The following is a 26,800-nucleotide window of genomic DNA, read 5'->3' on the forward strand; positions in this document are numbered from 1 at the left end:
TTTATTTTCCTCTGCTGAAGAATGATTTAATCATAAGAAATGCCCCCATAGCAGCCAGTACTATATTCGGGAACCACATTGCTATAACAGGAGGTATAGTCTTTCCTCCAGCTATTATTTCTGCTGCTGTTATAAGTATATAATATATAACTACTACTATAACTGATAATCCGAATCCAAATCCTTTTCCGCTTCTTTTACCTACAATACCTAAAGGTGCTCCTATTATAACCATAAAAAGACATGCTGCTGGTATTGATAAGAATTTATGAAATTCTATATAATAAAAATATGGAACAGCCTCTTCTATAGCTTTTTGACGTATAGAATTTATTTCTGTTTTATTTGTGGTTATATAAGCATTAGAGAATGTTATTAAAGACATACTGTTAGTGTCAATATTTTGATATGCATTGTTAATAATTCCGTTTATTTGCTGATCCACGGATTTATTAGCTTCGATTTTTGCTTTTTTCATTTTAGAACGTATTTCCCATGAAGGCATTTCTCTTAGTCCTCTTTCATGAGAAGTTAATGTGCTTACATTTCTTACAATATTAATATCCATAGAATCAAATACTGTATAATCATTTGTTACAAAACCATAATTAGGCATTTCCTGCACTATACCGTCATATAATGTTAAAGTAACAACTCTTGAATTGGCTTCATTATTTTTCCACAATCCATATTTAGCAGTTATAACCCTTTTATTATCACTTGATCCGTCATATATAACTACATTTGATATACTTTTATCATCGGCATATTTAGCACCTATTGACAGATTCATATCGCTTATCTTTGAAAATTCTAATTTACCTACAGCAATAGAAGGACTTATATTAACCATATATGATATTAATGCCCTATATCTATAATTAGATTCACTCATAACAACATTGTTAAAAAATAATGAGAAAAGAAATGTTATAACTCCAAGTATTATTATAGGTACATATATTCTCATATGCGGGAAACCTAAAGCACGCATTACTATTATTTCATTATCTGAGGATAGTCTACCATAACTTATTATGCTTGCCATTAGTATTGACATAGGTATAGTTATAGCTATATTAAATGGAAGCATGTATACAAATACTTCCAATGACATAAATAAAGGAGCTCCATTATTCATAATAAGCCTTATCAATTCAGGCAGTAATTGTATTACAAATATGAATGTAAAAAATAATATCCCAGCTAAGAAAGGACCTATAGTTTCTTTAATTACGTATTTATTAATTTTTTTCATGTTTATATATAGCTAATAATAGTTCCAAATAATAATATTGCCAATGATATATAAATTAAATAATCACATACTATAGGAGTAATTAAAACCAACAATGCTTTAAATGAACTTTCTATATTAAATGAATATTTAATATTATTAAACATCATAATAATATAATATAATCCTAATATAAAAAACATTATAAACTGTATAAAGTAAAGAGAAGAAAACCTTCCGCATAATAAAGTTATAGGCAATATAAATATAAATATACCGTATAAACCAAAACAGTTATTTATGAATGTTTTAGTATTATTGCTGTCAGCATTCTTAAAAAATACTGATACTGTTAAGTTAATAATAGATATTTTTACTATATTTGATATTGCTATATATGCTGCTATACCAAAAGTAAATATAAATAGATTTAGTATATTGGATCTATTATTAATTGAATATATTGCAGATATTGATATGCTTAGAGAAGCTAATAAATATATTAATATTGAATATTCAAAATTAATAGATTTTTTTATAGCTTCTTTAGGTTTTAATAAGTAATAATATATAGCTTCATATATTTTCATTAATTTTCTCCAATATAATTTGGAATATAAATATACATAGGCACACCTATATATTTAGTATTCATTATTTCTTCATAAGGTATAGGCAATGAAGATTTAGGTTTTACTATATCAGAAACATTAGCAAGAAATAAATTTAATACATTGTTTTTTGTTTCCGGCTTTTTTATTATATAAGGTTCTTCATCTTCTATACCGCCAATTTCGGCAGCATCTTTTATAGCATCCTGTAATGTACCTATTGAATCTATAAGTCCTATTTCTAATGCTCTTTTACCGCTGAATACTCTTCCGTCAAATATATTATCTCTGTCTCCTTTTATTTTATCTCCTCTTGATTGTTCAACAACATTGGTAAATTGAGCAACAAATTCTTCTGTCATGCCCTGCCAATATTCCAATTCATCCTCTCTAGGCTCTCTGAAAGGGGAAAGAGAATCTTTATTTCTTCCGCTTTTTATAGTGTACATTTTAACGCCGTATTTATCCATTAGTCCGGAAACATTGAAGAATTGGGATATTACCCCTATGCTTCCTGTTAAAGTAGATTCATTAGCGTAGATTTTATCAGCTATCATTGATATATAATATCCTCCGCTTGCTGCCATGCTTCTAAATGATGCAACTATTGGTTTAGGATATTTTTCTTTTAGATTCTGCAAATATTTCAATGCCTCTTCGCATGAAGTTAATGAACCTCCTGGACTGTCTACTTGAAGAACTATAGCTTTTACTTTATCGTTTTTCATATAGTAGTCGAAATCATCCATTAATTCTTCTGTTACAGATGGAAATTCTATGCCAAGATTTGTTTTTCTTTTTACATGAGTTATTATGCCTGTTAAATCAATTACAGCTATACCGTCTTTTAATGATGTTTTATTAGGCAGTGTACTGGAAGATATTATTACTGATTTATTTTCAGGCTTTAAAAATATACTGAGCATTCCGGTAATTATTGAAATAATTATAAGTGCAAAAAATATTAACTCTCTTTTACTTTTTTCTTTTTTTGTTTTACTCTCTTTACTGATGATATTTTCTTCACTGCTTTCTTCTTTATAGTTTTCTTTTTCTTCTTCGTATGACATTGATTTTTTTCCTCCATTATAGTTAAATTATTTATATTATCCAGTGCTTCTGTTTTTTTATTTTCTTGATTATCGCTTTCTATTGTTTCTACATAAACATTATCTATATATAAACATACGAATATTACAGGTTCTCTTCCTATAATTTGAATAAACTTCTTTCTTAAAGCTTCTCTTACTTCATATTTGATTGTAGACGGAGTTCTTTTATTTCTATCAAGAAGTTTTCTTACAGCTTCTGTAGCAGATTTTGTGCCTTCTTCTATAAGCTGTTCATTTTTATTTATTAATCCTTCTTTTTCTCCTCCGTTATATGTGAAGCCTTTGCTTTCTAAATCTATTTTTATATCATAATGTCCTGTTTTATTTTTCTTTGCTACAACATTAGCTACAACAACACCATTTAAAGACAATTGCTCTCTGTCATGGAATATGCTTTCTTCCAAATCTCCTACACCCTTGCCATCAACATATATATTTCTTATTTCTATAGGTTCAGCTAATTTCGCTTCAAGGGTTTCATCTATTTCCAGTACATCTCCGTTATATAATAAAAATCCTTTAGTATCAAGTCCGTTTAAGTTTTCAACAAGCTTTATATGAGTTATTAAATGTCTCTTTTCTCCATGAATAGGTATGAAATATTTAGGTTTTACTAATCTGTACATTAATTTTAAATCTTCGCTTGAAGCATGCCCGGATACATGAAGAAGTTTTTTATCTTCTCCAACCATTTTTGCCCCAAGGTCAAATAAATTATTAATCATTCTTGTAACAGCCATTTCATTGCCAGGTATTACACTTGATGAAAATATAACCATATCTCCGTCTTCTACTTTTATATGCTTATGAGCTTCTGCTGCTATCAACGATAATGAAGAATAAGGTTCTCCCTGTGTTCCTGTGGTAATGCATACTACTTTTTCTCTAGGATATCTATTTATTTTATCTATTGGTATTACTATATCATAAAGGTTTAAATATCCCATTTCTTCAGCTATTTTTGTATATTTGATTAAGCTTCTGCCGGAAAATGCAACATATTTATTATTTACTTTTGCTGCTGTTACTAAATCCTGTATTCTTTCTATACTGCTTGCAAATACTGCAACAATAATCATTCCGTCTTCATAAGCAAATAACGGCGTCATTGTATTTTGAACAACACTTTCGCTCATAGAAAAACCATCTTTTTGACAGTTTGTTGAATCGGCAAGCATTAAAAGCACACCGTTTTCCCCATATTCAGCAAATTTATATAAATCTATGAATCTGTCAGTAGTAGGGTTTAAATCTATTTTGAAATCTCCTGTATGTATTATTACGCCAAGAGGTGTTGTGATTGCTACGCCTACACCATCAGGTATACTGTGATTTACTCTTATAAACTCTATATCAAAATTCATTCCTAATTGTATTTTATTTCTAGGCTCAATTTCAAATATTTTGATATCTTTATATTCATTTTTATAATCGTTAAATTTAGCTCTTAAAAATGCTATAGTTAATCTAGTACCATATATTGGAATATCTGGAAATTTTCTTGAAAAATGAGGTATAGCTCCAATATGATCCTCATGTCCATGAGTAAGAATTAATCCTATAACATTTTTATCTTCTAAATATGAAGTATCCGGTATCACATAATCTATTCCAAGCATGTGATATCTTGGAAACATAAAACCGCAATCAACTATTAATACTTCATTTCCATATTCTATTAGAGTCATATTCATACCAATTTCCTGAACTCCGCCAAGAGGTATGATTCTTATTTTATCTTTATTACTATTATCCATTAAATACTACTTTATTATTCTAAAACAAAAATTACATTAATATCATTTTATTTTAACTATAAAAAAGTATTAAGTCAAGTTATAATTTATATCTATATTACTATATATGGTTTTAAAAAGGTAATCAGATTACTTATCCATTTATTTGATTATTATTTTCTTCTTTTTGACTGCTTATATTTTTCAATATACTTTTTATTTCAAAAGGTGTTAGATTTTTATTTTTTTCTTTTAGTAAAGCAACTATTCCTGATATATGAGGAGCAGCAAAGCTATTTCCTATCATCATCATATATGAATTATTAATCCAAGGTACTTTTATATATATTCCTCTGGCTAAAAATTCTATACAGTTGCTGTATCTATAATAAAATTCATATTGATCATCGCTTTCTATTGCTTCTACTGCTATTACAGGAGATAATATAGAAGGTATGCTTGGTATAGGGTCATTATTGGCAGCAGCTATTAATGTTCTGTTTTCATAGTATGCTCTGTCTAATAAAGTATAGAAATTACTTATATATGTTTTATTGGTAGTTCCTAAACTCAAATTTATTATATCCATTTTGTTTTCTATAGCCCATTCCAATCCTTTTAAAAATACGTCAACTTGTCCTGATAATTTATTGCCCAAAACCTGTATACTGTAAAGTTCTGCATCTTTTGCAATAGAATGTATTATGCCTGCACAAGCTGTACCATGTCCGTATTGATCAAAACCTTTATAATCTTTTAATACAACTTCATCGTTTTCATATTCTATAACAACTCCTCCTTTTACAGCATCGCTTCCTTTAAATACGTCATGAGATGCTTCTATACCGCTGTCTATTATTCCAATCTTTACTCCCTTGCCTGTCAAATCTTTCAGCATATCTTCTTTATCTATATTAAAAATATTAGAACTCATAAATTATTTCCTTGATAGTTTTTTTTCTAAATGAGATAGATAATTGCTTAAAAATAGTTTGCAGAAATTTAACTCTCTCATCTATATCACCTATCTTATTTAATATTTCAGATATTTTTAAATTTTCCTTTAATAATGGGTTATTTGTATATGATGATAGATCTTGTTTTATTTCTTCTTTTTGTTCATCTGATATATTTTTTATGGCAGAAACAAAAATTTCTCTAATGTTTCTATCTGTATAACTATCTTCAATTACAATAGAAGCTATTTTTGCAAAAGAATATAAATGATGCATATCAAGCTGTGAAAAATGAGTATCATCTTTTTTATTTATAACTTCTAAAACGCCGATAACATCATCTTTTATTTTTATTGGAACTATTGCTATATCGTCTATTTGTATATTAACAGTATCTTCTGTGTCATGCAAAGCAGCACTTACAGATTTGTACATTTCTTTATTTTTAGATACATCGGCAATATTTAAAGCCTGTCCAGATATAAATACGTTTCCTGTGATACCTTTTCCTATAGGTACTTTAAAGCTATTTACTTTTTCATTATTAAAAGTTTTATATGCTTTTAATTCTAAATATTCTCTGCTTTTATCAAGCAGCAATAAATGTCCTGCCTTTGAATCTGTGATAGAAACAGCGGTCTCTATTATTTTATTAAAACATTCCTCCTCTTGTTTTGAAGAAGTAAGCAAAAGTGCAAAATCTATTTGCTTAATCAAAGAAAAAAAATCTGACTTTTCCATTTTTTATTATACCTTTATTATTAAAAATATAAATTAATATTATACTATGATTTATTTTTATATATAATATATATTATCATTATTAAAATTAAAACTATAAAGTTTATGTATTTGAATGTAAATATCAATTTAGATGTATTTAGTCATAATAATTTGTTCTTGCAATATCATATTTGTAGTTAGGTTTGCGTTTATATTAAAATATTTTCAGCTATTTATTTGTTGTTTTAATACTGAATATTTGGAATGTATTGAGTATTTTCTAAGTCAGAGATTGTAGGCAGTTTTTCCCATCTATAAAAACTTTTTCTAAGTTTCAAGAGATTACAAAACTATTTATACGATTTATTATTTTCGTCTAAATGTATATATCTTATAATTATATATGATTTATTTATTTGTCATTGATACCCCAAAAATATTAATAAATATAATAGGAAACTATATGATTTTATTACTTAATTTGGTTATGCAGTCTTTTATTTTATTGTTATAAACGGATCTTATTTTTTCTAAAGTATGATCTGATATATTATGTTTTGTTTTTATATCTTTTATTTTTATTTCTTTATTCAAAAAAGAAAAAACATATTCTTTATATATTGGGAAGCTATCTTCTATATCTTCTCCGTTTTTATTTTTTACTTTTATTATATTTGATAGTCTTTGATTACACATATTACATTTTTCACATACAATATTCATACTTTGTTTTACAATTGCATCAATAAATAAGAATAGTCCTTCTTTATATTCTTTATACAAGTCATTTATATCATTATCAGTAATTGGTATATCAAATAATTCATCTATAAATTCTTTTGATTCATATTTTGTATTTACTTTATTATTTTTCTTTCTAAAAAAATCTGTGACTCTTGAATTTATCATTATAAATATATATCCATCTAACTGATCATATCCATTTTTATCAAAGCCATTTTCTATTTTATTCAATAGCTCCATATATATATCCTGCATTATATCATTAGCGTCTTCAAAATTTCCTACTTTAGAATATATTTTATATATGTATGATTGGTGATTTCTATCTATAGAATCAATTAAATCTAATATTTTCCACATAATTTAATAACTTTTACCTATTTTTATATTTTATAAATGAGTTTAATTTTTTCTTTTTAATAAGAAATAAATCTCTTATTTTATCAAGAAGTCTATAATTAAGAATAAAGCTTCCTGATATGTTTATATTTTTATATAAATTTAAGACATATATGGTGATTGGATGATTCATAAAATAACCCTTATAAATACATAATTCTTTTTTTAAAAATCAGATTTTTTTAGCAGAAAAATCCAATCTTTTTCATAAAAAAAATCTTCAATCTTTAAATTCGAACAAAAAATACCATTAAATGTGCACAATTTTAATTTTTCTTTGTTTGTTAAATTAACCATAAATAAATCTGAAGTAATATTTTCCATACATTCTATATTTCCTGTAACATATAAATTTGGATTATCAAAAGTTAAATATACAGGCAGATCAGAATCTATGTAATTTAATTTAATAGAGAAATTTTTACTGAAACCTACAACTTTACTATTTTCTTCAAAATGTTCATCTTCTTCAACTCTTTCATGTAATACAAAATTATTAGTAGGTATGGAAAAGCATATTATATCGTTTATTTTTAGATGTTTTTTTAGATAATTATAAGTTATATCTTTTATGATAGAAAATTTATTATCCGCAATAAAGTCATTGGATTTATCATTATTAGAAGAATCTATTATGATTTTATCGAACATAGTTAAATTATTCTTGTCTGTATGTTTTTGTTTGAAAATATTGCTAAAATATTTCATTATTTCCTCTATAGTCTTTTTATTGTCTTCCATAGTACCTTCTATTTAATATAATATACGTAAATTTATTATTGTTATTTGTTTTTTTATTATAAAAAAATATACTTTTATTGAAAAAAATATTTAAAAAACTTATTTTCTTCGTTTATATATTATTTTTTATTCTTTTTCAATATTATTCGCTTTAGTTTATTTTATTAATTAACTTATAAATTAACAAAATAAATAAGATTATATTAGTTTTATGTATATATGCATTATAATAGAAAATAGAAATAAAAAAATATTAAATATCTAATTTTAATTTTATTTATAGTATAATAAAATTGTAATAAAAAAGGTATTGTTTATGAATATAGATTATATTATTGATGAGTATATAAAAGAGGCATTAAAAAATAATGATATTGATGCCGTAGTTTTATCCGGTTCTAAAACAAGTTTGATTAATGATAATATGTCTGATTATGATATATATGTTTATTCTAAAAATAGAGTTGATATAAATACCAGAAATAAAATTGCTGAAAAATATTCATCTTGTTATGATATAGGAAATGATTATTTTGAGCATGGAGATGAATTAATATTAAAAGAAAATGGTATATGTTTGGATTTTATGTATAGGGATTTATCTTGGATAGAAGGAGAACTTAATTATGTATGGAGAAATTTTAATTCTAAAATAGGATATACTACTGCTTTTTTATACAATATTAAGCATTCTAAAATACTTTATGATAAGAATAGATGCTTTCAGTCTTTTCAGGAAGAATTAAATAAAGAATATCCTGATAGATTAAAAGAGAATATAATAAATAAAAATTATAATGTTATGTATGCTAAAAAAACATCATCTTTTTATGAACAATTAGAAAAAGCTGTTATGCGTAATGATATTATAAGTATTAATCATAGAATTACTGCTATATTATCATCATATTTTGATATTTTATTTGCATTAAATAAGGAATTTCATCCCGGAGAGAAGAAGCTTGTAGAATATGTATTAAAATTATGCGATAATATACCGGATAATTTTGAAGAAAATATAAAAAGTATACTATTTAATGATTATAATAAAGATAGTAAAAATATTTTAGAAAAAGCAAAAATTCTTATTGAAAATATCGCAAAAATTTGTAAATTATAAGCTATATAATATTGATTAATAATTATCTTGAAAATAATTTTATGATGTATTATAATATAAAAGTTAATTTTAACAATAGGAATAATTAATGGAGAATCTAGAGGAACTTCATAATACATTAAAGAATAGCATAGAAAATGCTAATACCCAATCAGATATAGATGATATAAGGGTTAATTACTTAGGACGTAAAGGTAAAATTACAGAGCTTTTGAAAAATCTTTCATCTATAGAAGATTTAGAGCAGAAAAAAGAATTTGGTAAAAAAATTAATGAGATAAAAAACTATTGTGAAAATTTTTTAGCTGAAAAGAAAAATATAATATTAGAAAGAGAATTTCTAGTTTCTTTAGAAAAAAACAAAATAGACATAACTATGCCTGGAAGGAGACCAAAGGCAGCCAGTGTTAATTTATTAACAAGTGTGGAAGAAGAAATAGTATCTATTTTAACAGAAATAGGTTTTAGAGTTGTAGAGGGTAATGAAATAGAGGATGATTTTCATAATTTTGAAGCTTTAAATATACCTTATTATCATCCTTCAAGAGACAGCCATGATTCTTTCTTTATTTCTAAGGAGCATGTACTTAGAACTCATACATCAGGTATGCAGATAAGGACTATGCTTGAAACTCCTCCTCCTATAGCTGTAGTTTCTCCTGGTAAATGTGCTAGAAGAGATGCCATAGATTCAAAACATTCTCCAGTATTCCACCAAGTTGAAGGACTTATGGTTGATAGCGGAATAAGTTTTAATGATTTAAAAGGTGTATTAGAATTATTCTGTAAAAAGATGTTTGGGGATAAAACTCAAATAAGATTAAGACCGGATTATTTTCCATTTGTAGAGCCAGGTGCTGATTTAAGTGCTACATGTGTAATATGCGGAGGAAGCGGATGTAAAACTTGCGGAGGCGAGGGATGGCTTGAACTTATGGGAGCAGGTATGATTCATCCTAATGTATTTAAACATGTAGGTTATGATATTAATAAATATACTGGTTTTGCTTTCGGTATGGGTATAGAACGTGTTGCTATGATAAAATACGGTATAACTGATATTAGAATGTTCTATGAGAATGATATAGATTTCTTGAAACAGTGGTAATCATATTAAAATAAGTTTTTTATATTAAGTTGAGGATATAATAATGAGAGTTCCATTAAGTTGGCTTAAAGAATTTGTTAATTTAGATGGTTTTAGTGTAGAAGAAATTGCACAAAAAATAACACTTGCAGGAAGTGAAATTTCATCAATAGAGACAACAGGAGGAGATATACCTGGGGTTATCATTGGTAAAATAACATCTGTTCATAAACATCCTGATGCTGATAAACTTAGCGTATGTAAAGTTGATGTCGGCGATGATGTATTATCAATTGTTTGCGGAGCTTCTAATGTAAGAGAAGGCATATATGTTCCTGTAGCTATGATAGGTGCTAAACTTCCTAATGGACTCACTATAAAGAAAGCTTCTATAAGAGGTTTTGAAAGTAATGGTATGATTTGTTCAAGAACTGAGCTTGGATATGATGAAATAGAAGGTGTATATGGAATTTGGATATTAGATGATGGTATAGATAAAGTACATGCTGATAAAGAAAATATTTTAGGAAATTCTTTATCCACTATAGTAGGAAGTACAGATCATATATTTAATGTTGAAATTACAGCAAACAGAGGTGATTTAGTTAGTATAATAGGTTTTGCCCGCGAATGTTCTTTAGTATTGGAAAGAAGAGTAAGCATACCGCCTGTTAATAGTTATGATGCTGCTGGAGGAAATATAGATATTACTATAGAAAATCAAGATAGCTGTTCTAAATATATTGGAAGACTTATTAAAGATGTAACTGTAGGACCTTCTCCTGATTGGATGCAGAAAAGACTTAAAATGTGCGGAATTAATCCTATAAATAATATAGTTGATGTTACAAATTATGTTATGCTTGAATATGGTCAGCCTCTGCATGCTTATGATTTTGATAAAATAAAAGATGGTAAAATCATAGTTAGAAATGCTAAAAATGGAGAAAAAGTAAAGCTGTTGGACGGAAGAGAAGTTGAGCTTACAGATGAAGTTTTAGTAATAGCTGACAGTGAAAAGCCTGTAGGTGTTGCCGGTGTTATGGGCGGTGATAGTACAAAAATTGAGCCTGAAACTAAAAATATATTAATAGAAAGTGCATATTTTGATCATATAGCAGTAAAAAAATCTACTATTGCTATAAATACAAAAACGGATGCTTCATACAGATTTGAAAGAGAAATAGATCATACTTTAACTCTTGCTGCTTTAAATAGAGTTGTTGATTTAATAGTTACTTTTGATAATTCATGTAAAATAGCTTCAAGAGCCAAAGAGGTTAATGTTAAACAGCTTGAAGCTAATAGAATAGTGTTTGACTGCGGACTTGTAAAAAGATATTTAGGTCTTAATATGAATAGAATGGAAATATCTTCTATATTTAAAAGGTATGGTTTTAAGGCAGCAGCACTTGGCGAGAATAATTTGAAGGTAGATATACCTTTTTACAGACATGATTTATCTATAGCTGAGGATTTAATAGAAGAGATTGCAAGAGTTTACGGTTATAATAATATAGAATCAAATGTACCTCATATAAAATGTAATCCTATAAATACGGATTATAAAGAGCTAAGTTTTATAAAACATAGAATGGCTTCTTATGGTCTTTATGAAACTAAGCAGTATTCTATGGGTGATAGTAATATATTTAAGGCTATTGGTATTGATGAGGGAAAATTAATAAAAGTTGTTAATCCTCTTACTAGTGAAATGGATGTTTTAAGACCTACTACTTTAGCCTCTCTTCTTAACAGTGTTGTTTATAATCAAAATCATAGACATAAAAATGGTGCTTTATTTGAAGTTGGAAATATATTCTATAAAGAGGGAGAATCTTTTGTAGAAGAGAAGCATCTTTCTGCTGTTATGTTTGGACTTTATCAGGAAAAATTATGGAATAAAGAGCCTAGAGTTTATGACTTCTTTGATATGAGCGGTGTTGTAGAAGAGCTTTTGATTAAGGATTTAAAATGTTCTGATTATAATTTAATTCCTAAAGAACATAATTGGTTCATACCTACTATGTCTGCTGAAATAGTTATATTCGGAGAGAAAATAGGAATTATTGGAAAGATTCATCCTAAATTATTAAAAATATTTGATATTGATTCTGATGTATATTTCTTGGATATTGATATTAGAAAAACATTGAAGCTTATTAAAGAGAGAGTTAAAAAGCCTAAATTAAAAGATATAGGAAAATATCCGGCAGTATTTAGGGATTTAGCTTTAGTTTGCAGTAGAGATATAGAATTCAGTAAAGTTATTAAATCTATAAGTAAATTCGACAGTATAGTGCAGAATGTTAGTGTTGTAGATAGATATATAGGCGAGCAGGTTGAAGAGGGAAAGCAGTCAATAGCTATATCTATTACTTATTATGATCCTAATAGAACTTTAAGAGAGGATGATATTAATTCTACAGAAGCATCATTGCTTGAAATGTTGAAAAATAGATTTGATATAACTTTGCGTTCTTAAAAAATAATTATTGGATTGATATTATGGAATATGATGTAGTTTCTTGGGCAGATATAGATGATGCTGTTGAAAGTTTAGCTAAACAGATAGAAGAGTCTAATATTCATTATGAGGTAATATACGGACTTGCAAGAGGCGGTCTTGTACCTGCTGTTATGCTTTCTCATAGACTTAAAATTCCTATGGTTCTTAATATGGAAGAAGTTTGGAGATTAAAAGTAAAAAATAAAAATTCTCTTATAGTTGATGATATTTCTGATACAGGGGAAACTCTAAGATATTTTGATGATCAGAAATTTGATATAGCAACTCTTTTTGTAAGAGAACATACAAGTAAAATAAAGCCGAAATACAGCTATAAAAATATCAATCATGATAATTGGCTTTTATTTCCTTGGGAAACTAAATCTTCCAGTAAATAAAAATATTTAATTGAAAATTCTAATTTTCAAATTTAATTGTTCATTTATTATTAAAAAAATTATATATTGATTTTTGGAATAAAATAATAAAATTAGTATCATTCTATTTTCTGTTATATATTAGAATTCTATGATTTTCACACATATAAATTACTTTTTATTATATTATAAAATACTTTCTTCATTTTTTATATTAAAAAACAAAGAAAATATTTTTAATTATTTAATATTTTTGAATAATTAAAAATATTAAAATTATTTATAATAATATATTATATAATTTTTTTTATGTATTATATATATTGAAGCTAAAAATATAGGTATATATACTACATATATAACAAATATTTATTATTTTTATAATTTAGATATCGATTTTTACTCTTGTTTAATATGAAATCTAATAAAAAAAATAAAAATAAAATATAAAATTACTTGAAAATGAAATTATTTTTGATTATACTGTAATCATATTAAATAAAATATTTGTTTTTAAGAATAAAATATGAATAATAATAATGATATTTTTGTAAAGATTAATTTTATATTGCCAACTTTACCTAAAGCTGAGAAGTTAATAGCAAAATATTTACTTGATAATTATGAAAATATAAGAAATATGAATTTGCTTACATTGGCACAGGAAATAGGCAGCAGCGACACATCTATAATAAGATTTTGTAAAAGATTAGGATATGATGGATTTTCAAGTTTTAAACAATCATTTCTTGAAGCTGTTATAGATAGCAGTCAAAATATTACTCAAGAAATATCTCCCGAAGATTCAATTATAGATATTTTAAAAAAGGTTATTAATGATAATATAAAAACATTAAATGATACTTTGGCATTATCATCTGATAATTATCAAAAAGCATTGGATGCTATTATTAATGCTGAGAATGTACATTTTTTTGGTGTTGGGGATGCCCATATTGTAGCAGAGTTTGCTTTTAGAAAATTTTCAAGAATAGGTTATAAATGTTCTGCTTATACAGATGTTGATTTGCAGCTTATTACATCTAGTTTAATGACTAATAGAGATGTAGCTGTAGCAATATCTTATTCAGGTGCTTCTAGTAATATAGTGAAATCTATAAAAATAGCTAAGGAATGTGGAGCTACTACTATATGTTTAACGCATATGAATAAATCATCTATTTTAAAATATGTTGATATACCAATATATATATCAGCATCAGATTTTACAGTCGGCAGAGATATAGTTTCAAGAAGGGTAGCAGATCAGGCTATTATAGAAGCATTATATTTGGGGGTGGTTACTAAGTCTAATAGAAATTATGACCAGTTCATTAAAAAGACAGAGAAAGTAATCAATATAAATAAAATATAAATTATAGAGGTTTGTCATGATTAGAGATATAGCAGCGGGTATAGATTCTTCTACACAGTCATGTACTGTTGTTCTAAGAAATTTGTCAGATGGTAAAATAATAGCTGAATCTAGAGCAAAGCATATGCCAACCTATCCTCCATGCAGTGAGCAGCTTCCTGAGGATTGGTGGAATGCATTAATAGAGTGTTTTAATAATTTGAAAGAATATTTGTCTAGAATAGCTTGTATAGCTGTAGGAGGGCAAGGTCATGGTCTTGTTATTTTGGATGAAAATTCTAATTCATTAAGAAAAGCTAAATTATGGAATGATACAGAATCTTCTAAAAATGCAGATGATATAAGAAAAATAATAGAAGATAGTTATTGGGAAAGTCATACAGGATCTATACCATGGCCGGCATTGACAATATCGAAACTTGTATGGACAGAAGAGCATTATAGCGATATTTTGGAAAAAGCAAAATATATAATGCTTCCTGCAGATTATTTGATTTTTAAACTTACTGGCAATTTTGTTACAGAAAGAGGCGGAGGATCAGGTACAGGATATTTAAATCCTTATACTAATGAATATGATTATGATGTATTAAAAAAATGTCTTAAAACTGATATAAGCAGTAAACTTCCAAAAATTTATCCTTCAAATTCTATAGCTGGAGAAGTAAAATTTATAGATGAACTTAAAGAACTTCAAGGTGCTATTGTAGGAATGGGTACAGGCGATAATATGGCAGCAGCAATAGGATTAAATTGTAAAGAATGAGATACAGTAATATCTATAGGTACTAGCGGAACTGTATATTCTGTAACAAAAAAAGCTATAAAAAATTCATATAATGGTATGCTAAATTTATATGCTGATGCAACAGATAGATTTATGCCAATGTTTACAACATTAAATTCATCAAAGGTTACAGATGCTTTTAGAAGAATTTTACACGTATCTTTTGAAGAATTTGATAATTTAGCATTACGCGATAAATTGGATAATGGATTAAATTTGGTTCCTTATTTAGATGGAGAGCGTTCACCTAATCTTCCTTTAGCTTCAGGATTTTTTACAGGTATGAGAAGCGATATTTCAAGAGAGAATATAGCAAGTACAGCAGTAAAAGGTGTTGTTTGCAATTTACTAGAAGGATTGGATATATTAAAAAGTGTAGGAGTAGAAAATAATGGAAAAATAATAGTTACCGGTGGCGGATCAAAGAGTACAGCATATAGACAATTTTTATCAGATTTATCATCGAAAGATATTTATACTTGTCAATATGTAGAGACAGTAGCTGCCGGTGCTGCTTTGTATGCTGTAAGTTCTTATAAAAATATTGATATACAAGAATTAATGGATGAATGGGCTTTAAATATAGATAAGGTATCTTCTCCAAGAGATGTTGATTTTCAATCTATAAGAGAATCATATAATTTTTATGCTAAAAAATATGAGGAGTGTATTTATGGAAAATAAGAAATTAAAATTACCAAATGAAACAGGAATAGCCGTAGTAATGCTTTTGGTATTATTGGTTGGATTTATTGCAACACCTAATTTTTTAACAGTTTCTAATATTTTAATATTATTGCTTAATGGATCAGTAATATGTTTCTTATGTTTAGGACAGACATTCGTATTGCTTACAGGAGGTATAGATTTATCAACAGGTTCTATAGTTGCAATGACATGTGTTTTGGCTGCTGTATTTATGGAATATCTTCAATTAGCATGGTATGTTGCTGTTATTTTAGTATTAGCAATTGGGGCATTTACTGGATTTGTTAATGGGTTTATTATATCAAAAACTAAGGTTCCTCCATTTATAGTTACTTTTGCAATGCAGGGGGTTGCTGCTTCAATTCCTCAAATTATTACAAAAGCAAATTCCATAAGAGTTACAGATACTGCTTATAGCTTTATAGGTCAGGGAAGAATTTTTTCAATACCTTTTCCTGTTATAGCTTTAATAATTGCTGCTATAATATCTTCATACTTTCTAAAAAGAACTGTAAAAGGTGTACATATATATGCTGTTGGAGGAAATGCTGATTCATCAAGATTAGCAGGTATTAATATATCTAAAACAATTATGCTTGTTTATGCTATTAGTGGGTTATGTGCAGCATGCGGAGGTTTAATATATGGTTCAAGATTAATGGTTGGATATCCTACAGGGGAAGAGGAGAAGAATTATTTTTCTCTATAGCAGGTGCTGTTGTAGGAGGTGTTAGCTTATTTGGAGGTATAGGGACAATACTAGGTGCTATGATAGGCGCTGTTATGATAGCTTCCATATCAAATTTAATGAATGTTATGAATGTAAGTGCTTATTGGCAGCCTTTAGTGATAGGAGTAATTATTTTGATAGGTGTAATTATAGACACTACAAAATCCTTTGACAAAACAATATTCAAAAAGATATTCAAAAAAAATAATAGTTAATTATTAACTTTTATTAAAAATAATAATTTTAAGGAGATTTATATGTTAAAAAAGGCAGCATTATTTTTTCTAATAGGTGTTATGCTAATATCTTGTAATAGAGGAGGTGCTTCTGATACTTCTGCTCAAAAAGTTGTAGGAATAAGTCTTCCAAATATTACAAATCCATATTATGTAACCATGAAAAAAACTTTTGAAGAATACGGGGCTTCAAATGGATTTACAATTAGAGTGCTAATAGCAGATAATGACGACGCTAAACAGCTTTCACATGTTCAAAGTTTTATAGAACAAAAGGTAGATGCTGTTGTATTGAATCATGTTAGTTCTGGTCCTGGTGTATCTCAAATATTAGAGTTAAATAAGGCTAATATTCCTGTATTTACAATTAATATATTACCAGATTCAGATGGTATGAAAGAGCAAAATGCTGTTATGATACAGGGTATACAAACAGATCAAGAAGCTGGCGGATATTATATTGGTGAACAATTAATAAAAGATATGGGTACTACAGCTTCAATTATAGTTGGTATTGTAGGAGAACCAACTTCTATTTCTGCTATGGCTAGAGATACAGGTTTTGAAAAAGCCGCTTCAGTTAATCCTAATTTCAAAGTAGCTGCTTTAGTTAATGGTAAGGTTGAAGAAACAACTTCTCTTAAAGTTACTACTGAGATGCTTCAGGGTAATCCTGATTGAATGTAGTATTTGCTGATACAGAGCCTGCTGCTCTAGGCGCTGCTGCTGCTATATCACAATTAGGATTAAAAGATAAAGTAAAATTATATGCTTTTGTAGATAAAGCAGGTGTTCAATTAATACAAAAAGGGGATATAATTGCTGGTGCTATACAAGAGCCTGATAAATTAGCTAGATTGGCTACAGACAGTGTTAAAAAATATTTAAGTGGTGATACTAATAATATCGAATATATATTAAATAGCCCTCCTTTATTAGTAAACAAAGATAATGCGGCTGAAGTTTTACCATTTGCGTATTAATTATTTTGGGAGGAATTATGTTAGATTCTTATGATGCTTGCAATATAATAAAAGAATATTCTGGGGTAAGAATTTTACATGGCATAAATTTTAGAATACAATCTGGTACTATTCATGGTTTATTTGGACATAATGGAGCTGGGAAATCTACTTTATTAAAAGTGATGGCTGGAGTTGAAAAACCTGAAGATGGTACATTGCAATTAAATGGAGAAACTATTACATTATCTTCTCCACAAGTTGCTTTGTCTTCTGGAATAGCTTGTGTTTATCAAGAGCTTAGACTTATACCTGATTTAACTGTTATGGAAAATATATTTTTAGGAAGAGAATTTGGAAATAAATTTGGTATTATCAATGAAAAGTATATGCTTGAGTATTCTAAACAATTGCTGGAGAAACATAATATAAATGTTAATCCAAAAGAGTATGTAAAGAATCTAACACATCCAATAAAACAAATAATAGAAGTTATAATAAATTTGGATAGAAAAGCTAAATTTATTATATTAGATGAGCCTACAACAGCACTTGAAAGTAAACAGTCAGATATTTTATTGAAAGATGTTCAAAAGATAGTAAGAGAAAATAATATTGGAGTTGCAATAGTATCTCATAAAATAGATGAAGTTTTACCATATTGCGATGAAGTATCTGTTATGTCTGGCGGAAAAATGCTGTTTAATGCTAAAAGCGGTAATTTTTCTAAAAAAGATATTGTTTATTCTATAATAGGAAAAAAGGAAAATGAAAAAGAATTGATATATAGTAAAACGGATAATGAATTTAATATTGATTATACTAAACCTTTTTTGGAAGTAAAAAATTTATCAACTTTAAAATTAAAGAATATAAATTTAAGATCTTACAAAGGAGAAATCTTAGGAATTTATGGATTAGTTGGATCTGGAAGAACTAGTTTTTGTCATACTATGTATGGTATTTATAAAGCAGATTCTGGAGATATATTAATAGATGGCAATAAATATGAACCTAAGGATCCTTTGCATGCTATAAAAACTGGAATATCATATTTAACTGAAGATAGAAAACATTTTGGTATTATTCCTTTAATGTCGGCTATTATAAATTCATCTATAACTTCTTTGCAAAGATTTAGTAATGGATTTAATTTGAATTATACAAAATTAGATAAGCAAATATTAAATACATTAGAAAAAATTCAAATAAAAGGAAATGTTTATAATAGTATTAAATCTTTATCTGGAGGAAATCAGCAAAAGGCATTATTGGCTAGAATAATAGAAGAAAATTCAAATTTATTGCTGTTGGATGAACCTACGAAAGGTGTTGATTTAGGAGCTAAGGCTGATATTTATAATATAATAAGATCATTAGCTAAATTAGGTAAATCAATAATTATAGTTTCAAGTGAAGAAGAAGAATTAGTAGAAACTGCTGATAGAGTCATAATATTTAAAGATGGTCAATGCAGAGATATTGTTTTAAAAGGCAGTGATATTACAGTTACTAATTTAAGAGAATCAGTATTTTAATAAAATAATAAAAGAGGATATATTTATGAATAAAAATAGAAAAGATATTATAGATTATGTATTAAAAGCAGAAAGTGACAGTATATTAGAAGTATTGAATAATTATGATGAAAAAGTTTTAGATTCAATAGTAGATGCTATAATGAATTGTAAAGGCAAAATTATTATTTCCGGATGCGGAACTTCAGGGGAAGCTGCTAAAAAAATAGCTCATACACTTTCATGTACAGAATGTCCTTCAGTATTTTTAAGTCCTTCTGATGCAGTTCATGGAGGATTGGGATTAGTTCAAAAAGAAGATATAGTAATATTATTGTCTAAGGGCGGAGAAACAATGGAATTAACATCTATGATTCCAGCTATAAAACAAAAAAAATCACTTTTAATAGGAATAACAGAAAATGAAAATTCTTCTCTTGCAAAAGAGAGTGATATATTCTTTAAATTGAAAATTTCAAAAGAAGCTGATGATTTTAATCTTTTAGCAACTTCAAGTATTATTGTATTAATAGCTATATTTGATGCTGTAATAATTACAATTATGAAAGAAAAAGGTTTCTCTAAAGAAGATTTTAGTTTAATACATCCTGGTGGTGCTGTAGGAAGAAAACTTACAGGAAAAATTTTATATTCTGACGAGAAAATATAATGTCTGATTTTTCTTTATCAATATTTTCTTCAAATCATAATAATATGCTTGATTCATTAAATGAAGCTAAAGAATATAATGTAACATATTTGCATTTTGATGTTATGGATGGGAAATTTGTGCCTATGACTGGATTAAGTATACATGATTTAGAATACGTCATTGATTATACGAGTATACCTATAGATGTTCATTTAATGACTTATAATCTGAAAGAAACTGTAAGAGAATTTTCAAAATTTGATTTGAATTCTATAGCAATACATATTGGAGTAGAATCATATAATAATACTATAGATATTTTGAAGTATATACGAAGTTCTGGGATAAAATCATCAATAGCGATTTCTCCAGAAAATGATATTTTGGAAATAGAAAGGTATTTAGGTTTTATTGATGAAATTCTCATTATGACTGCAAGACCTGGTATTAAAAATAGTGCATTCATAGAGGATAGTTTTGAGAATATAAATAAAGCTTCATATATTTTGAATAATAGTAATATAACTATATCTGTTGATGGAGCATTGGATATAGATAAAGCTTTTAAATGTATAAATAATGGAGCTGGTAAAGTTATTATGGGAAGGTGCTTTTATAATAGTACAAATAAATTAGATTTAGTAAATAGTGTTATAAATAAATAATAATTAATTGTTAAAATTTTGAAATTTTTGCTGTTATTTTATATAATGTAATTATGAATCAAGAAATTAAAAGCTATATATATGATAAATTAAAGCGTATACCTGATAAATCTGGTGTATACTTTATGAAAGATATTAATTCTGCCATAATTTATATAGGTAAGGCAAAATCTCTAAAAAAAAGAGTATCATCATATTTTAATAATTCTAATAAAGATGCTAAAACTACAGCACTTGTTGATCATATAAGGGATATTGATTATATATTGACAGAAAATGAAGTTGAAGCTTTGATATTAGAAGCTGAGATGATAAGAAAGCATAAGCCTCATTATAATATATTGCTTAAAGATCAGAAATCATTTCCATTTATAGCCATCACAAATGAACATTTTCCAAGAGTTATTAAAGCAAGAAATGTTATAGATAAAGAAAATGCAAGCAAATATAAAAAATATTACGGACCTTATGTTGCTGCTGAGAAAGCAGATAATATAGTTAAGTTTATAGTTGATAATTTTAAATTAAGAAGATGTAAATATGATTTTCCTTTAAAAAGACCCATAAGACCTTGTCTTTATCATCATATAGGAAAATGTACAGCTCCTTGTGCCAATTTAATTAATGAAGAAGAATATGATAAAACAATAGAAGAAGCCATTATGGTGCTTGAAGGGAATGTTGATGAACTTGTTGCTAAACTTAAGCAAGATATGTTTCAGCATGCCGAAAAATTAGAATTTGAAGCTGCAAAAGATTTAAGGGATAAAATAGATTTGCTTAAATATATAACTGTAGAACAGAGCATATATATTCCTGAAAGCGATGATATAGATATAATAGGTGCTTATGGAGAGAATGGTAATTATATAATAGTTATTTTATCTGTTAAAGGAGGAAAACTTATAGACAGGAAAACTTTCAATATGCAGGCTGCAGAAAATATCGAAGATGATTATTATGATGATAAAAAGGTATCAAAATATTCTGAGGTTATATCTGCTTTTTTTACACAATATTATACTCATGCTAATCTCATACCTTCCTCAATATCAACTGATTTTCCAATTATAGATGCTGATGTTATAAAAGATTATTTAAAAAAAATATCAGGAAGAGATGTTGATATTAAATTGGATAATACTAAAAAAGGTCTTATGGATATAGCAAATGAGAATGCTAAGCATTTGTTTAAAGAAAAGGCACTTGTAAGAGAAATACCTTTAGGAATAACAAGACTTCAGGAAATATTTAAATTGAAGCGTGCTCCTACTATAATAGAATCATTCGATATAGCACATATTCAGGGAAGCTATACTATGGCTGGAATGGTTAGATTTGTTAATGGAGTATCAGACAACAAGAATTACAGAATATTTAATATGAAAACAGTTACAGGAATAGATGATTTTGCTTCTATAAAAGAGGCTGTTTATAGAAGATATAAAAGACTTAAAGAAGAGAATCTGACATTTCCAGATTTAATATTAATAGACGGAGGACGCGGACAGCTTAATTCTGCTATAGAAGCATTGAAAGAGCTTGATATAAAGGGGCAGCCTATAATGGCACTTGCTAAAAAATTTGAAGAGATATATTTGCCTAATAGAGATAAACCTGTTCAGTTAAATGATAATGAGCCTGCAAGACTTTTTTTACAGAAAGTTAGAGATGAAACGCATAGATTTGTTAATACAAGTCATGGAAAGAAAAGAAGCAGAGAAATGGTTAAAAGCGAGCTTGAAAATATTGAAGGGCTTGGTAAAAAAACTATAGAAAAATTATATGCTCATTTTATCAATATTGATAATATAAAAAGAGCTTCATTAGAAAGTATACGTAATATACCTGGTATAAGTTATAAAGCAGCTAATAATATATATAATCATTTTCATGATGCATAATATTATTCTAATTCTGTTTCTATTACAACATTATATTCATTTGAAGTATAGCTTTCCTCTAATATATATGCATTATTTGTTAATTTAATGGCATTATCAGCTTCTATTCCGGAATCTATTAATATGTTATATAAAGATTTATAAGCTCTTTTTAAGGCATTTTGAGTGAGTATTTGTCTTGTATAAGCACTTAAATTTTCAGTAATTTCTATAGAGGCATTTGCTCTAAAAAATTTTTCTTCTACAGAGCCTTCTTTTTTTATGAGTTTTAAAGCCTCTAATGTCTTTTCATATATTGAATCATCTTTAACTTTTATTTCAGTGTAAAAATTATTATTTTTTTCATATTGTTTTATATTTGCTATGTCTTTATTATCAAAATCTATTAAATTTTTATCTTTTAAATGTACAGCAACCACATTGAAATCATTTCTATTTATTGATTGAGCTGTCTGTTCTGCTATAGAATAGTATATGCTGTCTATTGCTTTTGATTTGCTGGCATCATAATTTAAATCGCTGTATGATTTTGAATATAATATTCCTTTTTTAACATTGCTTTTTGAACATGATACTGTTATAATTGATAGAAATATAAAAAATATCAATAAAAAATTTGTATTGTTTTTTTTCATAGTTTATAATAGGTTATCCTTTAATATATTAATTATTTTAACTTAATAATATTAATAATTGTAAAAAATGGAGATTATATATTGAAAATAAAATTAATTATTTTATCAGCATTGTTTATTGCAATTTTCACTTCATGTGCTAAGCAGGAAGATAATTTTCTTGAAGATATGGCATCTTTGGATAAATCTTATATTGATGCTCTTTTAAATATTAGAGATTCAAATAATTCTAACGGAAAAGAAGTTATAGAGAAATTTATAATAGTATGGGATGATTTCAAAAATAAATACTATAATGTTAATATAGAAGATCCTCAATGGAAAGCAGACTTTGACAGTTTGCAGGACATATTAATACGTTCTCATTATTATATATCCAGCGGAGAAGATGAGAGTGCCGGATACTCCATAATGCATGATATAAAATATGTTTTATCGGATTTGAGAAAAAGAAATAATGTAAATTGGTTTTTTGATAATTTAAATTCTATATATAAAACTGCATTTAGAATGTATGAATTATCAAAAATATACGGTTCTTCTAATACTGTACTTACTCAGGAAGAGGAAGAGAAGTTATTGGTTGTTTATTATTTGCTTGATAATGCCACTAAAATGACAATATCAGAATTTGATAAAAGTAATATTCATCTGCTTCATTTATCTCAGGAACAGCTTGGGACTTTAAGACATAATATAGAGACTATAGATGATTTAGTTAAGTCTATAGGAGAGAATTTATTTTCAAAAAGATATGATACTATTTATAATATATCAGATAATATTTTAAATATTTATTTTAATTCACTGCAGATAATAAGAGGGTAGGTTTAATTTGCTTAAAGGATTTTGTATTGTTAATAAACCTATTGGAATAACATCTTTTGATACTATAAAAAAAATAAAAAAACATTTTAGAGAAGAATATAATATAATAGAAAAAAGAGTAGGGCATGTAGGAACATTGGATCCTTTTGCAGACGGAGTTTTAATACTAGCTTTTGGAAGATATACTAAACTTTTTTTCTTATTTGATGACATGCCTAAAGAATATATTGCTGAAGGCGTATTTGGTGAAAGCAGAGATACAGATGATGTAGAAGGAAAAGTTTTGTCTGTATCAGATTATAAAAATATATTAAGTTTTGAAGAATTAGATAAACTTATAAAAACAAATTTTTCTGGAAATATTATACAAAAACCGCCTATATATAGTGCCAAAAAAATAAACGGTAAAAGGGCTTATGATATGGCTAGAGCTAATGAAAAATTTGAATTAAAAAGTGTAAATGTATGCATTAATAATATTGAGCTTCTCGAATATAATTATCCATATTTCAAAATAAAAACTTCTGTAAGCAAAGGTACTTATATAAGGTCTATTATTAGAGATATAGGCATTATTACAAATAATCTTGCATATACTAAAAGTCTTACAAGATATTCTATAGGCGAATATAATATAAATATGGCTTATAATATAGAAAATATAAATTGCGATAATATACTTTCTTTTTCTGATATGTTTAAAGATTTAGATAATGTTGTTATTAAAGATAAAGAAACAGTAAAACAAATACTATGCGGCAATACTAAAATGATTGAATCTATAGAGATAAAAAATAAATATTTAGTTTTGAATGATGAAAATAATAATTTAATTGCTGTTATTACAAATGATTCTGATAAAAAAAATACCTATTCATTTATAAATATATAATAAAAAAATAAAGCAAAGATTATTAAAATCAATGCTTTATTTTATTTATTTAAATTTTTTATATTATTTGTTTAATAATTCATGAGCATAAGCCATTTTGAACATAGATACTTCGTCAAACTGCTTAGTTATAAACTGTATACCTATAGGCATATTGTTTTTATCTACACCGCAAGGAACGCTCATTGCAGGAAGCCCAACCAAGTTTATATTAGAAGTATAACTGTCAGCTAAGAAACTTAAAGCACTGTCAGTTTGATCTCTTGTGCCTAAAAGACCAGCAGTTACAGGAGATGAAGGAGATATTATAACATCAACATTCTTGAATGCATTATCAAAATCCATCTGCATTAATTTTCTTACTTTTAAAGCATGCTGATAATGGCTGTAGAAGAATCTTTTACCAGTCATTAAAGTTCCGAATAGTATTCTAGCCCTAGTTTCAAAAGCAAGTCCTACGCTTCTTGAAGTATAATAATATTCATCTAAATTGAAATCGCCTTTAGGGTGATAACCGTATCTTATTCCGTCATATCTTCCCATATTTGATGCTACTTCAACGGCCATAACAGCAGTATAAACTCTTGAACCATATTTAGCATTAGGAAGACTAATATCAACTATTTCAGCGCCTTGATCTTTTAATTTTCCAATAGCATCCATTATATTTTCTTTTACATCATGTGCTATTAAATCTGTATCATAATACTCTTTAGCAAGTCCTATTTTCATACCTTTAATATTACCGTCTAAAGCAGAAACATAATCAGGAACAGGAATATTTAATGTTGTAGACTCTTTAGGATCAAAACCAGCTATAACTTTAGTCATTAAAGCAGCATCTTTAACATCTTTAGTTAATGGTCCTACTTGATCCAAACTGCTTGCCATAGCTATACATCCAAGTCTAGGTACTCTTCCATAAGTAGGCTTAACACCAACTATTCCGCAGAATGATGCAGGCTGTCTTATAGAACCTCCTGTATCGCTTCCCAAAGCTCCAAAAGCAAAGTTAGCAGCAACAGCAGCAGCAGAACCGCCGGAAGATCCTCCTGGTACATGATTTCTGTTTATAGGGTTTCTAGTTATGCCGTAATTGGAAGTTTCTGTAGTTCCTCCCATAGCAAATTCATCCATATTAGTTCTGCCTATTATAATAGCTCCGTTATCTATTAATCTTTGAACTGTAGGAGCTGTATAAGGTGCTTTATAACCTTCAAGCATTTTTGAAGAAGCTGTCATTAAATGATCTTTATAACATAGATTATCTTTAATGGCTATAGGAACACCTAATAATGGTAAATCCTCTCCATTGTTTATTCTATCCTGTGCTTTTTTAGCTTGTTCTAATGCTTCATCTTTAAAAACTTCAAGATAAGCGAATATTTTATCTTCTCTTTTATCATCAGCTTCTATTTTTTTTATAATAGAATCAACTAATGTAGGAGCATCTATTTCCTTATTTTTTAATTTTTCTCTTATTTGAATTATAGTTAATTCATTTAACTCCATAGTAAAAAACCTCTTGAACAAAAATATAATAAAAGTTATTAATTT

27 protein-coding genes are annotated in these 26,800 nt (G+C 27.1%); 17 read left to right on the forward strand and 10 right to left on the reverse strand.

The features are described 5' to 3' along the window. Position 1: 1 nt before the first annotated feature. From Q0J90_RS07660 to Q0J90_RS07695, 8 genes are all read right to left on the reverse strand, one after another. Positions 2-1,258 (reverse strand): LptF/LptG family permease, encoded by a 1,257-nt coding sequence (locus tag Q0J90_RS07660; RefSeq protein WP_297277344.1) that lies wholly within the window; start codon positions 1,256-1,258, stop codon positions 2-4. A gap of 2 nt (positions 1,259-1,260) precedes the next feature. Beyond that, positions 1,261-1,827: a hypothetical protein gene (locus Q0J90_RS07665; protein ID WP_297277345.1), complete on the reverse strand. Its 567-nt coding sequence runs from the start codon at positions 1,825-1,827 to the stop codon at positions 1,261-1,263. Then, positions 1,827-2,918 carry a signal peptide peptidase SppA gene (gene sppA / locus Q0J90_RS07670; RefSeq protein WP_297277346.1) on the reverse strand — a complete coding sequence of 364 codons (1,092 nt, stop codon included), beginning with the start codon at positions 2,916-2,918 and terminating at the stop codon, positions 1,827-1,829. Before sppA ends, Q0J90_RS07665 begins: the two co-directional genes overlap by 1 nt. Then, the gene (locus Q0J90_RS07675; protein WP_297277347.1) at positions 2,813-4,717 is read right to left on the reverse strand and encodes a ribonuclease J; all 1,905 of its coding nucleotides are present in this window, start codon (positions 4,715-4,717) and stop codon (positions 2,813-2,815) included. The genes sppA and Q0J90_RS07675 overlap by 106 nt, the downstream gene beginning before the upstream one ends. A gap of 133 nt (positions 4,718-4,850) precedes the next feature. Next, the gene (locus Q0J90_RS07680) at positions 4,851-5,630 is read right to left on the reverse strand and encodes a S8 family serine peptidase (protein WP_297277348.1); all 780 of its coding nucleotides are present in this window, start codon (positions 5,628-5,630) and stop codon (positions 4,851-4,853) included. Next, positions 5,620-6,393 carry a GAF domain-containing protein gene (locus tag Q0J90_RS07685; protein WP_297277349.1) on the reverse strand — a complete coding sequence of 258 codons (774 nt, stop codon included), beginning with the start codon at positions 6,391-6,393 and terminating at the stop codon, positions 5,620-5,622. The genes Q0J90_RS07680 and Q0J90_RS07685 overlap by 11 nt, the downstream gene beginning before the upstream one ends. Before the next feature lie 441 nt (positions 6,394-6,834). Then, complete coding sequence (locus tag Q0J90_RS07690) at positions 6,835-7,479, reverse strand: sigma factor (protein ID WP_297277350.1); 645 nt, start codon at positions 7,477-7,479, stop codon at positions 6,835-6,837. Between the two features lie 204 nt (positions 7,480-7,683). After that, the gene (locus Q0J90_RS07695) at positions 7,684-8,259 is read right to left on the reverse strand and encodes a hypothetical protein (protein WP_297277351.1); all 576 of its coding nucleotides are present in this window, start codon (positions 8,257-8,259) and stop codon (positions 7,684-7,686) included. Between the two features lie 316 nt (positions 8,260-8,575). On the opposite strand from Q0J90_RS07695, the gene Q0J90_RS07700 reads away from it, so the two are divergent. The 15 genes from Q0J90_RS07700 to uvrC all read left to right on the forward strand — a co-directional run bounded on the left by Q0J90_RS07700 (position 8,576) and on the right by uvrC (position 22,888). Continuing rightward, positions 8,576-9,379 (forward strand): DUF4037 domain-containing protein, encoded by an 804-nt coding sequence (locus tag Q0J90_RS07700; protein ID WP_297277352.1) that lies wholly within the window; start codon positions 8,576-8,578, stop codon positions 9,377-9,379. An 88-nt stretch (positions 9,380-9,467) separates the two neighbouring features. Next, positions 9,468-10,487, forward strand: a complete 1,020-nt coding sequence (gene pheS / locus Q0J90_RS07705) for a phenylalanine--tRNA ligase subunit alpha (RefSeq protein ID WP_297277353.1) — start codon at positions 9,468-9,470, stop codon at positions 10,485-10,487. A gap of 43 nt (positions 10,488-10,530) precedes the next feature. Continuing rightward, on the forward strand, positions 10,531-12,951 hold the full coding sequence (gene pheT, locus Q0J90_RS07710; RefSeq protein ID WP_297277354.1) for a phenylalanine--tRNA ligase subunit beta: 2,421 nt from the start codon (positions 10,531-10,533) through the stop codon (positions 12,949-12,951). A gap of 23 nt (positions 12,952-12,974) precedes the next feature. After that, the gene (locus Q0J90_RS07715) at positions 12,975-13,373 is read left to right on the forward strand and encodes a phosphoribosyltransferase (RefSeq protein ID WP_297277355.1); all 399 of its coding nucleotides are present in this window, start codon (positions 12,975-12,977) and stop codon (positions 13,371-13,373) included. Positions 13,374-13,878: 505 nt separating this feature from the next. After that, positions 13,879-14,727, forward strand: coding sequence for a MurR/RpiR family transcriptional regulator (locus Q0J90_RS07720; protein WP_297277356.1), 849 nt, complete (start codon positions 13,879-13,881; stop codon positions 14,725-14,727). Between the two features lie 16 nt (positions 14,728-14,743). Next, a complete protein-coding gene (locus Q0J90_RS07725) occupies positions 14,744-15,493 on the forward strand; it encodes an FGGY family carbohydrate kinase (RefSeq protein ID WP_297277357.1) in 750 nt (249 codons plus the stop codon). A 15-nt stretch (positions 15,494-15,508) separates the two neighbouring features. Beyond that, positions 15,509-16,198, forward strand: coding sequence for an FGGY-family carbohydrate kinase (locus Q0J90_RS07730; protein ID WP_297277368.1), 690 nt, complete (start codon positions 15,509-15,511; stop codon positions 16,196-16,198). Continuing rightward, positions 16,188-16,931: an ABC transporter permease gene (locus Q0J90_RS07735; protein WP_297277358.1), complete on the forward strand. Its 744-nt coding sequence runs from the start codon at positions 16,188-16,190 to the stop codon at positions 16,929-16,931. Before Q0J90_RS07730 ends, Q0J90_RS07735 begins: the two co-directional genes overlap by 11 nt. Beyond that, positions 16,850-17,167: a hypothetical protein gene (locus Q0J90_RS07740; protein ID WP_297277359.1), complete on the forward strand. Its 318-nt coding sequence runs from the start codon at positions 16,850-16,852 to the stop codon at positions 17,165-17,167. The genes Q0J90_RS07735 and Q0J90_RS07740 overlap by 82 nt, the downstream gene beginning before the upstream one ends. Positions 17,168-17,209: 42 nt before the next feature. Next, positions 17,210-17,869, forward strand: a complete 660-nt coding sequence (locus tag Q0J90_RS07745; protein ID WP_297277360.1) for a substrate-binding domain-containing protein — start codon at positions 17,210-17,212, stop codon at positions 17,867-17,869. Then, a complete protein-coding gene (locus tag Q0J90_RS07750) occupies positions 17,866-18,171 on the forward strand; it encodes a hypothetical protein (protein WP_211232582.1) in 306 nt (101 codons plus the stop codon). Before Q0J90_RS07745 ends, Q0J90_RS07750 begins: the two co-directional genes overlap by 4 nt. Before the next feature lie 17 nt (positions 18,172-18,188). Continuing rightward, the gene (locus tag Q0J90_RS07755; protein ID WP_297277361.1) at positions 18,189-19,688 is read left to right on the forward strand and encodes a sugar ABC transporter ATP-binding protein; all 1,500 of its coding nucleotides are present in this window, start codon (positions 18,189-18,191) and stop codon (positions 19,686-19,688) included. Between the two features lie 25 nt (positions 19,689-19,713). Next, complete coding sequence (locus Q0J90_RS07760) at positions 19,714-20,337, forward strand: SIS domain-containing protein (RefSeq protein WP_297277362.1); 624 nt, start codon at positions 19,714-19,716, stop codon at positions 20,335-20,337. Then, positions 20,337-20,984: a hypothetical protein gene (locus Q0J90_RS07765; protein WP_297277363.1), complete on the forward strand. Its 648-nt coding sequence runs from the start codon at positions 20,337-20,339 to the stop codon at positions 20,982-20,984. The genes Q0J90_RS07760 and Q0J90_RS07765 overlap by 1 nt, the downstream gene beginning before the upstream one ends. A 53-nt stretch (positions 20,985-21,037) precedes the next feature. Further along, positions 21,038-22,888: an excinuclease ABC subunit UvrC gene (uvrC, locus tag Q0J90_RS07770; protein WP_297277364.1), complete on the forward strand. Its 1,851-nt coding sequence runs from the start codon at positions 21,038-21,040 to the stop codon at positions 22,886-22,888. Positions 22,889-22,890: 2 nt separating this feature from the next. Here uvrC and Q0J90_RS07775 read toward each other — a convergent pair whose 3' ends face one another. Beyond that, a complete protein-coding gene (locus Q0J90_RS07775; RefSeq protein ID WP_297277365.1) occupies positions 22,891-23,523 on the reverse strand; it encodes a hypothetical protein in 633 nt (210 codons plus the stop codon). 81 nt (positions 23,524-23,604) lie between these two features. Between Q0J90_RS07775 and Q0J90_RS07780 the strand changes: the two genes are divergently transcribed. Together Q0J90_RS07780 and truB are read left to right on the forward strand one after the other, a co-directional pair. Beyond that, on the forward strand, positions 23,605-24,351 hold the full coding sequence (locus Q0J90_RS07780) for a hypothetical protein (protein ID WP_297277366.1): 747 nt from the start codon (positions 23,605-23,607) through the stop codon (positions 24,349-24,351). A 7-nt stretch (positions 24,352-24,358) separates the two neighbouring features. Continuing rightward, complete coding sequence (gene truB / locus Q0J90_RS07785; protein WP_297277367.1) at positions 24,359-25,243, forward strand: tRNA pseudouridine(55) synthase TruB; 885 nt, start codon at positions 24,359-24,361, stop codon at positions 25,241-25,243. A 63-nt stretch (positions 25,244-25,306) separates the two neighbouring features. Here the strand turns inward: truB and gatA are convergent, their stop codons facing one another. Continuing rightward, a complete protein-coding gene (gene gatA / locus Q0J90_RS07790) occupies positions 25,307-26,755 on the reverse strand; it encodes an Asp-tRNA(Asn)/Glu-tRNA(Gln) amidotransferase subunit GatA (RefSeq protein WP_028329459.1) in 1,449 nt (482 codons plus the stop codon). Between the last annotated feature and the right edge of the window lie 45 nt (positions 26,756-26,800).

Origin of the sequence: uncultured Brachyspira sp., assembly GCF_944390595.1 — a bacterium.
Taxonomy (GTDB): Bacteria; Spirochaetota; Brachyspiria; order Brachyspirales; family Brachyspiraceae; genus Brachyspira.

Excerpts from the sequence above, each read along its gene's own strand:
- Q0J90_RS07660 (WP_297277344.1), bottom strand. The coding sequence starts at position 1,258 with ATGAAAAAAATTAATAAATACGTAATTAAAGAAACTATAGGTCCTTTC.
- Q0J90_RS07665 (WP_297277345.1), bottom strand. The coding sequence starts at position 1,827 with ATGAAAATATATGAAGCTATATATTATTACTTATTAAAACCTAAAGAA.
- sppA (WP_297277346.1), bottom strand. The coding sequence starts at position 2,918 with ATGTCATACGAAGAAGAAAAAGAAAACTATAAAGAAGAAAGCAGTGAA.
- Q0J90_RS07675 (WP_297277347.1), bottom strand. The coding sequence starts at position 4,717 with ATGGATAATAGTAATAAAGATAAAATAAGAATCATACCTCTTGGCGGA.
- Q0J90_RS07680 (WP_297277348.1), bottom strand. The coding sequence starts at position 5,630 with ATGAGTTCTAATATTTTTAATATAGATAAAGAAGATATGCTGAAAGAT.
- Q0J90_RS07685 (WP_297277349.1), bottom strand. The coding sequence starts at position 6,393 with ATGGAAAAGTCAGATTTTTTTTCTTTGATTAAGCAAATAGATTTTGCA.
- Q0J90_RS07690 (WP_297277350.1), bottom strand. The coding sequence starts at position 7,479 with ATGTGGAAAATATTAGATTTAATTGATTCTATAGATAGAAATCACCAA.
- Q0J90_RS07695 (WP_297277351.1), bottom strand. The coding sequence starts at position 8,259 with ATGGAAGACAATAAAAAGACTATAGAGGAAATAATGAAATATTTTAGC.
- Q0J90_RS07700 (WP_297277352.1), top strand. The coding sequence starts at position 8,576 with ATGAATATAGATTATATTATTGATGAGTATATAAAAGAGGCATTAAAA.
- pheS (WP_297277353.1), top strand. The coding sequence starts at position 9,468 with ATGGAGAATCTAGAGGAACTTCATAATACATTAAAGAATAGCATAGAA.
- pheT (WP_297277354.1), top strand. The coding sequence starts at position 10,531 with ATGAGAGTTCCATTAAGTTGGCTTAAAGAATTTGTTAATTTAGATGGT.
- Q0J90_RS07715 (WP_297277355.1), top strand. The coding sequence starts at position 12,975 with ATGGAATATGATGTAGTTTCTTGGGCAGATATAGATGATGCTGTTGAA.
- Q0J90_RS07720 (WP_297277356.1), top strand. The coding sequence starts at position 13,879 with ATGAATAATAATAATGATATTTTTGTAAAGATTAATTTTATATTGCCA.
- Q0J90_RS07725 (WP_297277357.1), top strand. The coding sequence starts at position 14,744 with ATGATTAGAGATATAGCAGCGGGTATAGATTCTTCTACACAGTCATGT.
- Q0J90_RS07735 (WP_297277358.1), top strand. The coding sequence starts at position 16,188 with ATGGAAAATAAGAAATTAAAATTACCAAATGAAACAGGAATAGCCGTA.
- Q0J90_RS07740 (WP_297277359.1), top strand. The coding sequence starts at position 16,850 with ATGCGGAGGTTTAATATATGGTTCAAGATTAATGGTTGGATATCCTAC.
- Q0J90_RS07745 (WP_297277360.1), top strand. The coding sequence starts at position 17,210 with ATGTTAAAAAAGGCAGCATTATTTTTTCTAATAGGTGTTATGCTAATA.
- Q0J90_RS07755 (WP_297277361.1), top strand. The coding sequence starts at position 18,189 with ATGTTAGATTCTTATGATGCTTGCAATATAATAAAAGAATATTCTGGG.
- Q0J90_RS07760 (WP_297277362.1), top strand. The coding sequence starts at position 19,714 with ATGAATAAAAATAGAAAAGATATTATAGATTATGTATTAAAAGCAGAA.
- Q0J90_RS07765 (WP_297277363.1), top strand. The coding sequence starts at position 20,337 with ATGTCTGATTTTTCTTTATCAATATTTTCTTCAAATCATAATAATATG.
- uvrC (WP_297277364.1), top strand. The coding sequence starts at position 21,038 with ATGAATCAAGAAATTAAAAGCTATATATATGATAAATTAAAGCGTATA.
- Q0J90_RS07775 (WP_297277365.1), bottom strand. The coding sequence starts at position 23,523 with ATGAAAAAAAACAATACAAATTTTTTATTGATATTTTTTATATTTCTA.
- gatA (WP_028329459.1), bottom strand. The coding sequence starts at position 26,755 with ATGGAGTTAAATGAATTAACTATAATTCAAATAAGAGAAAAATTAAAA.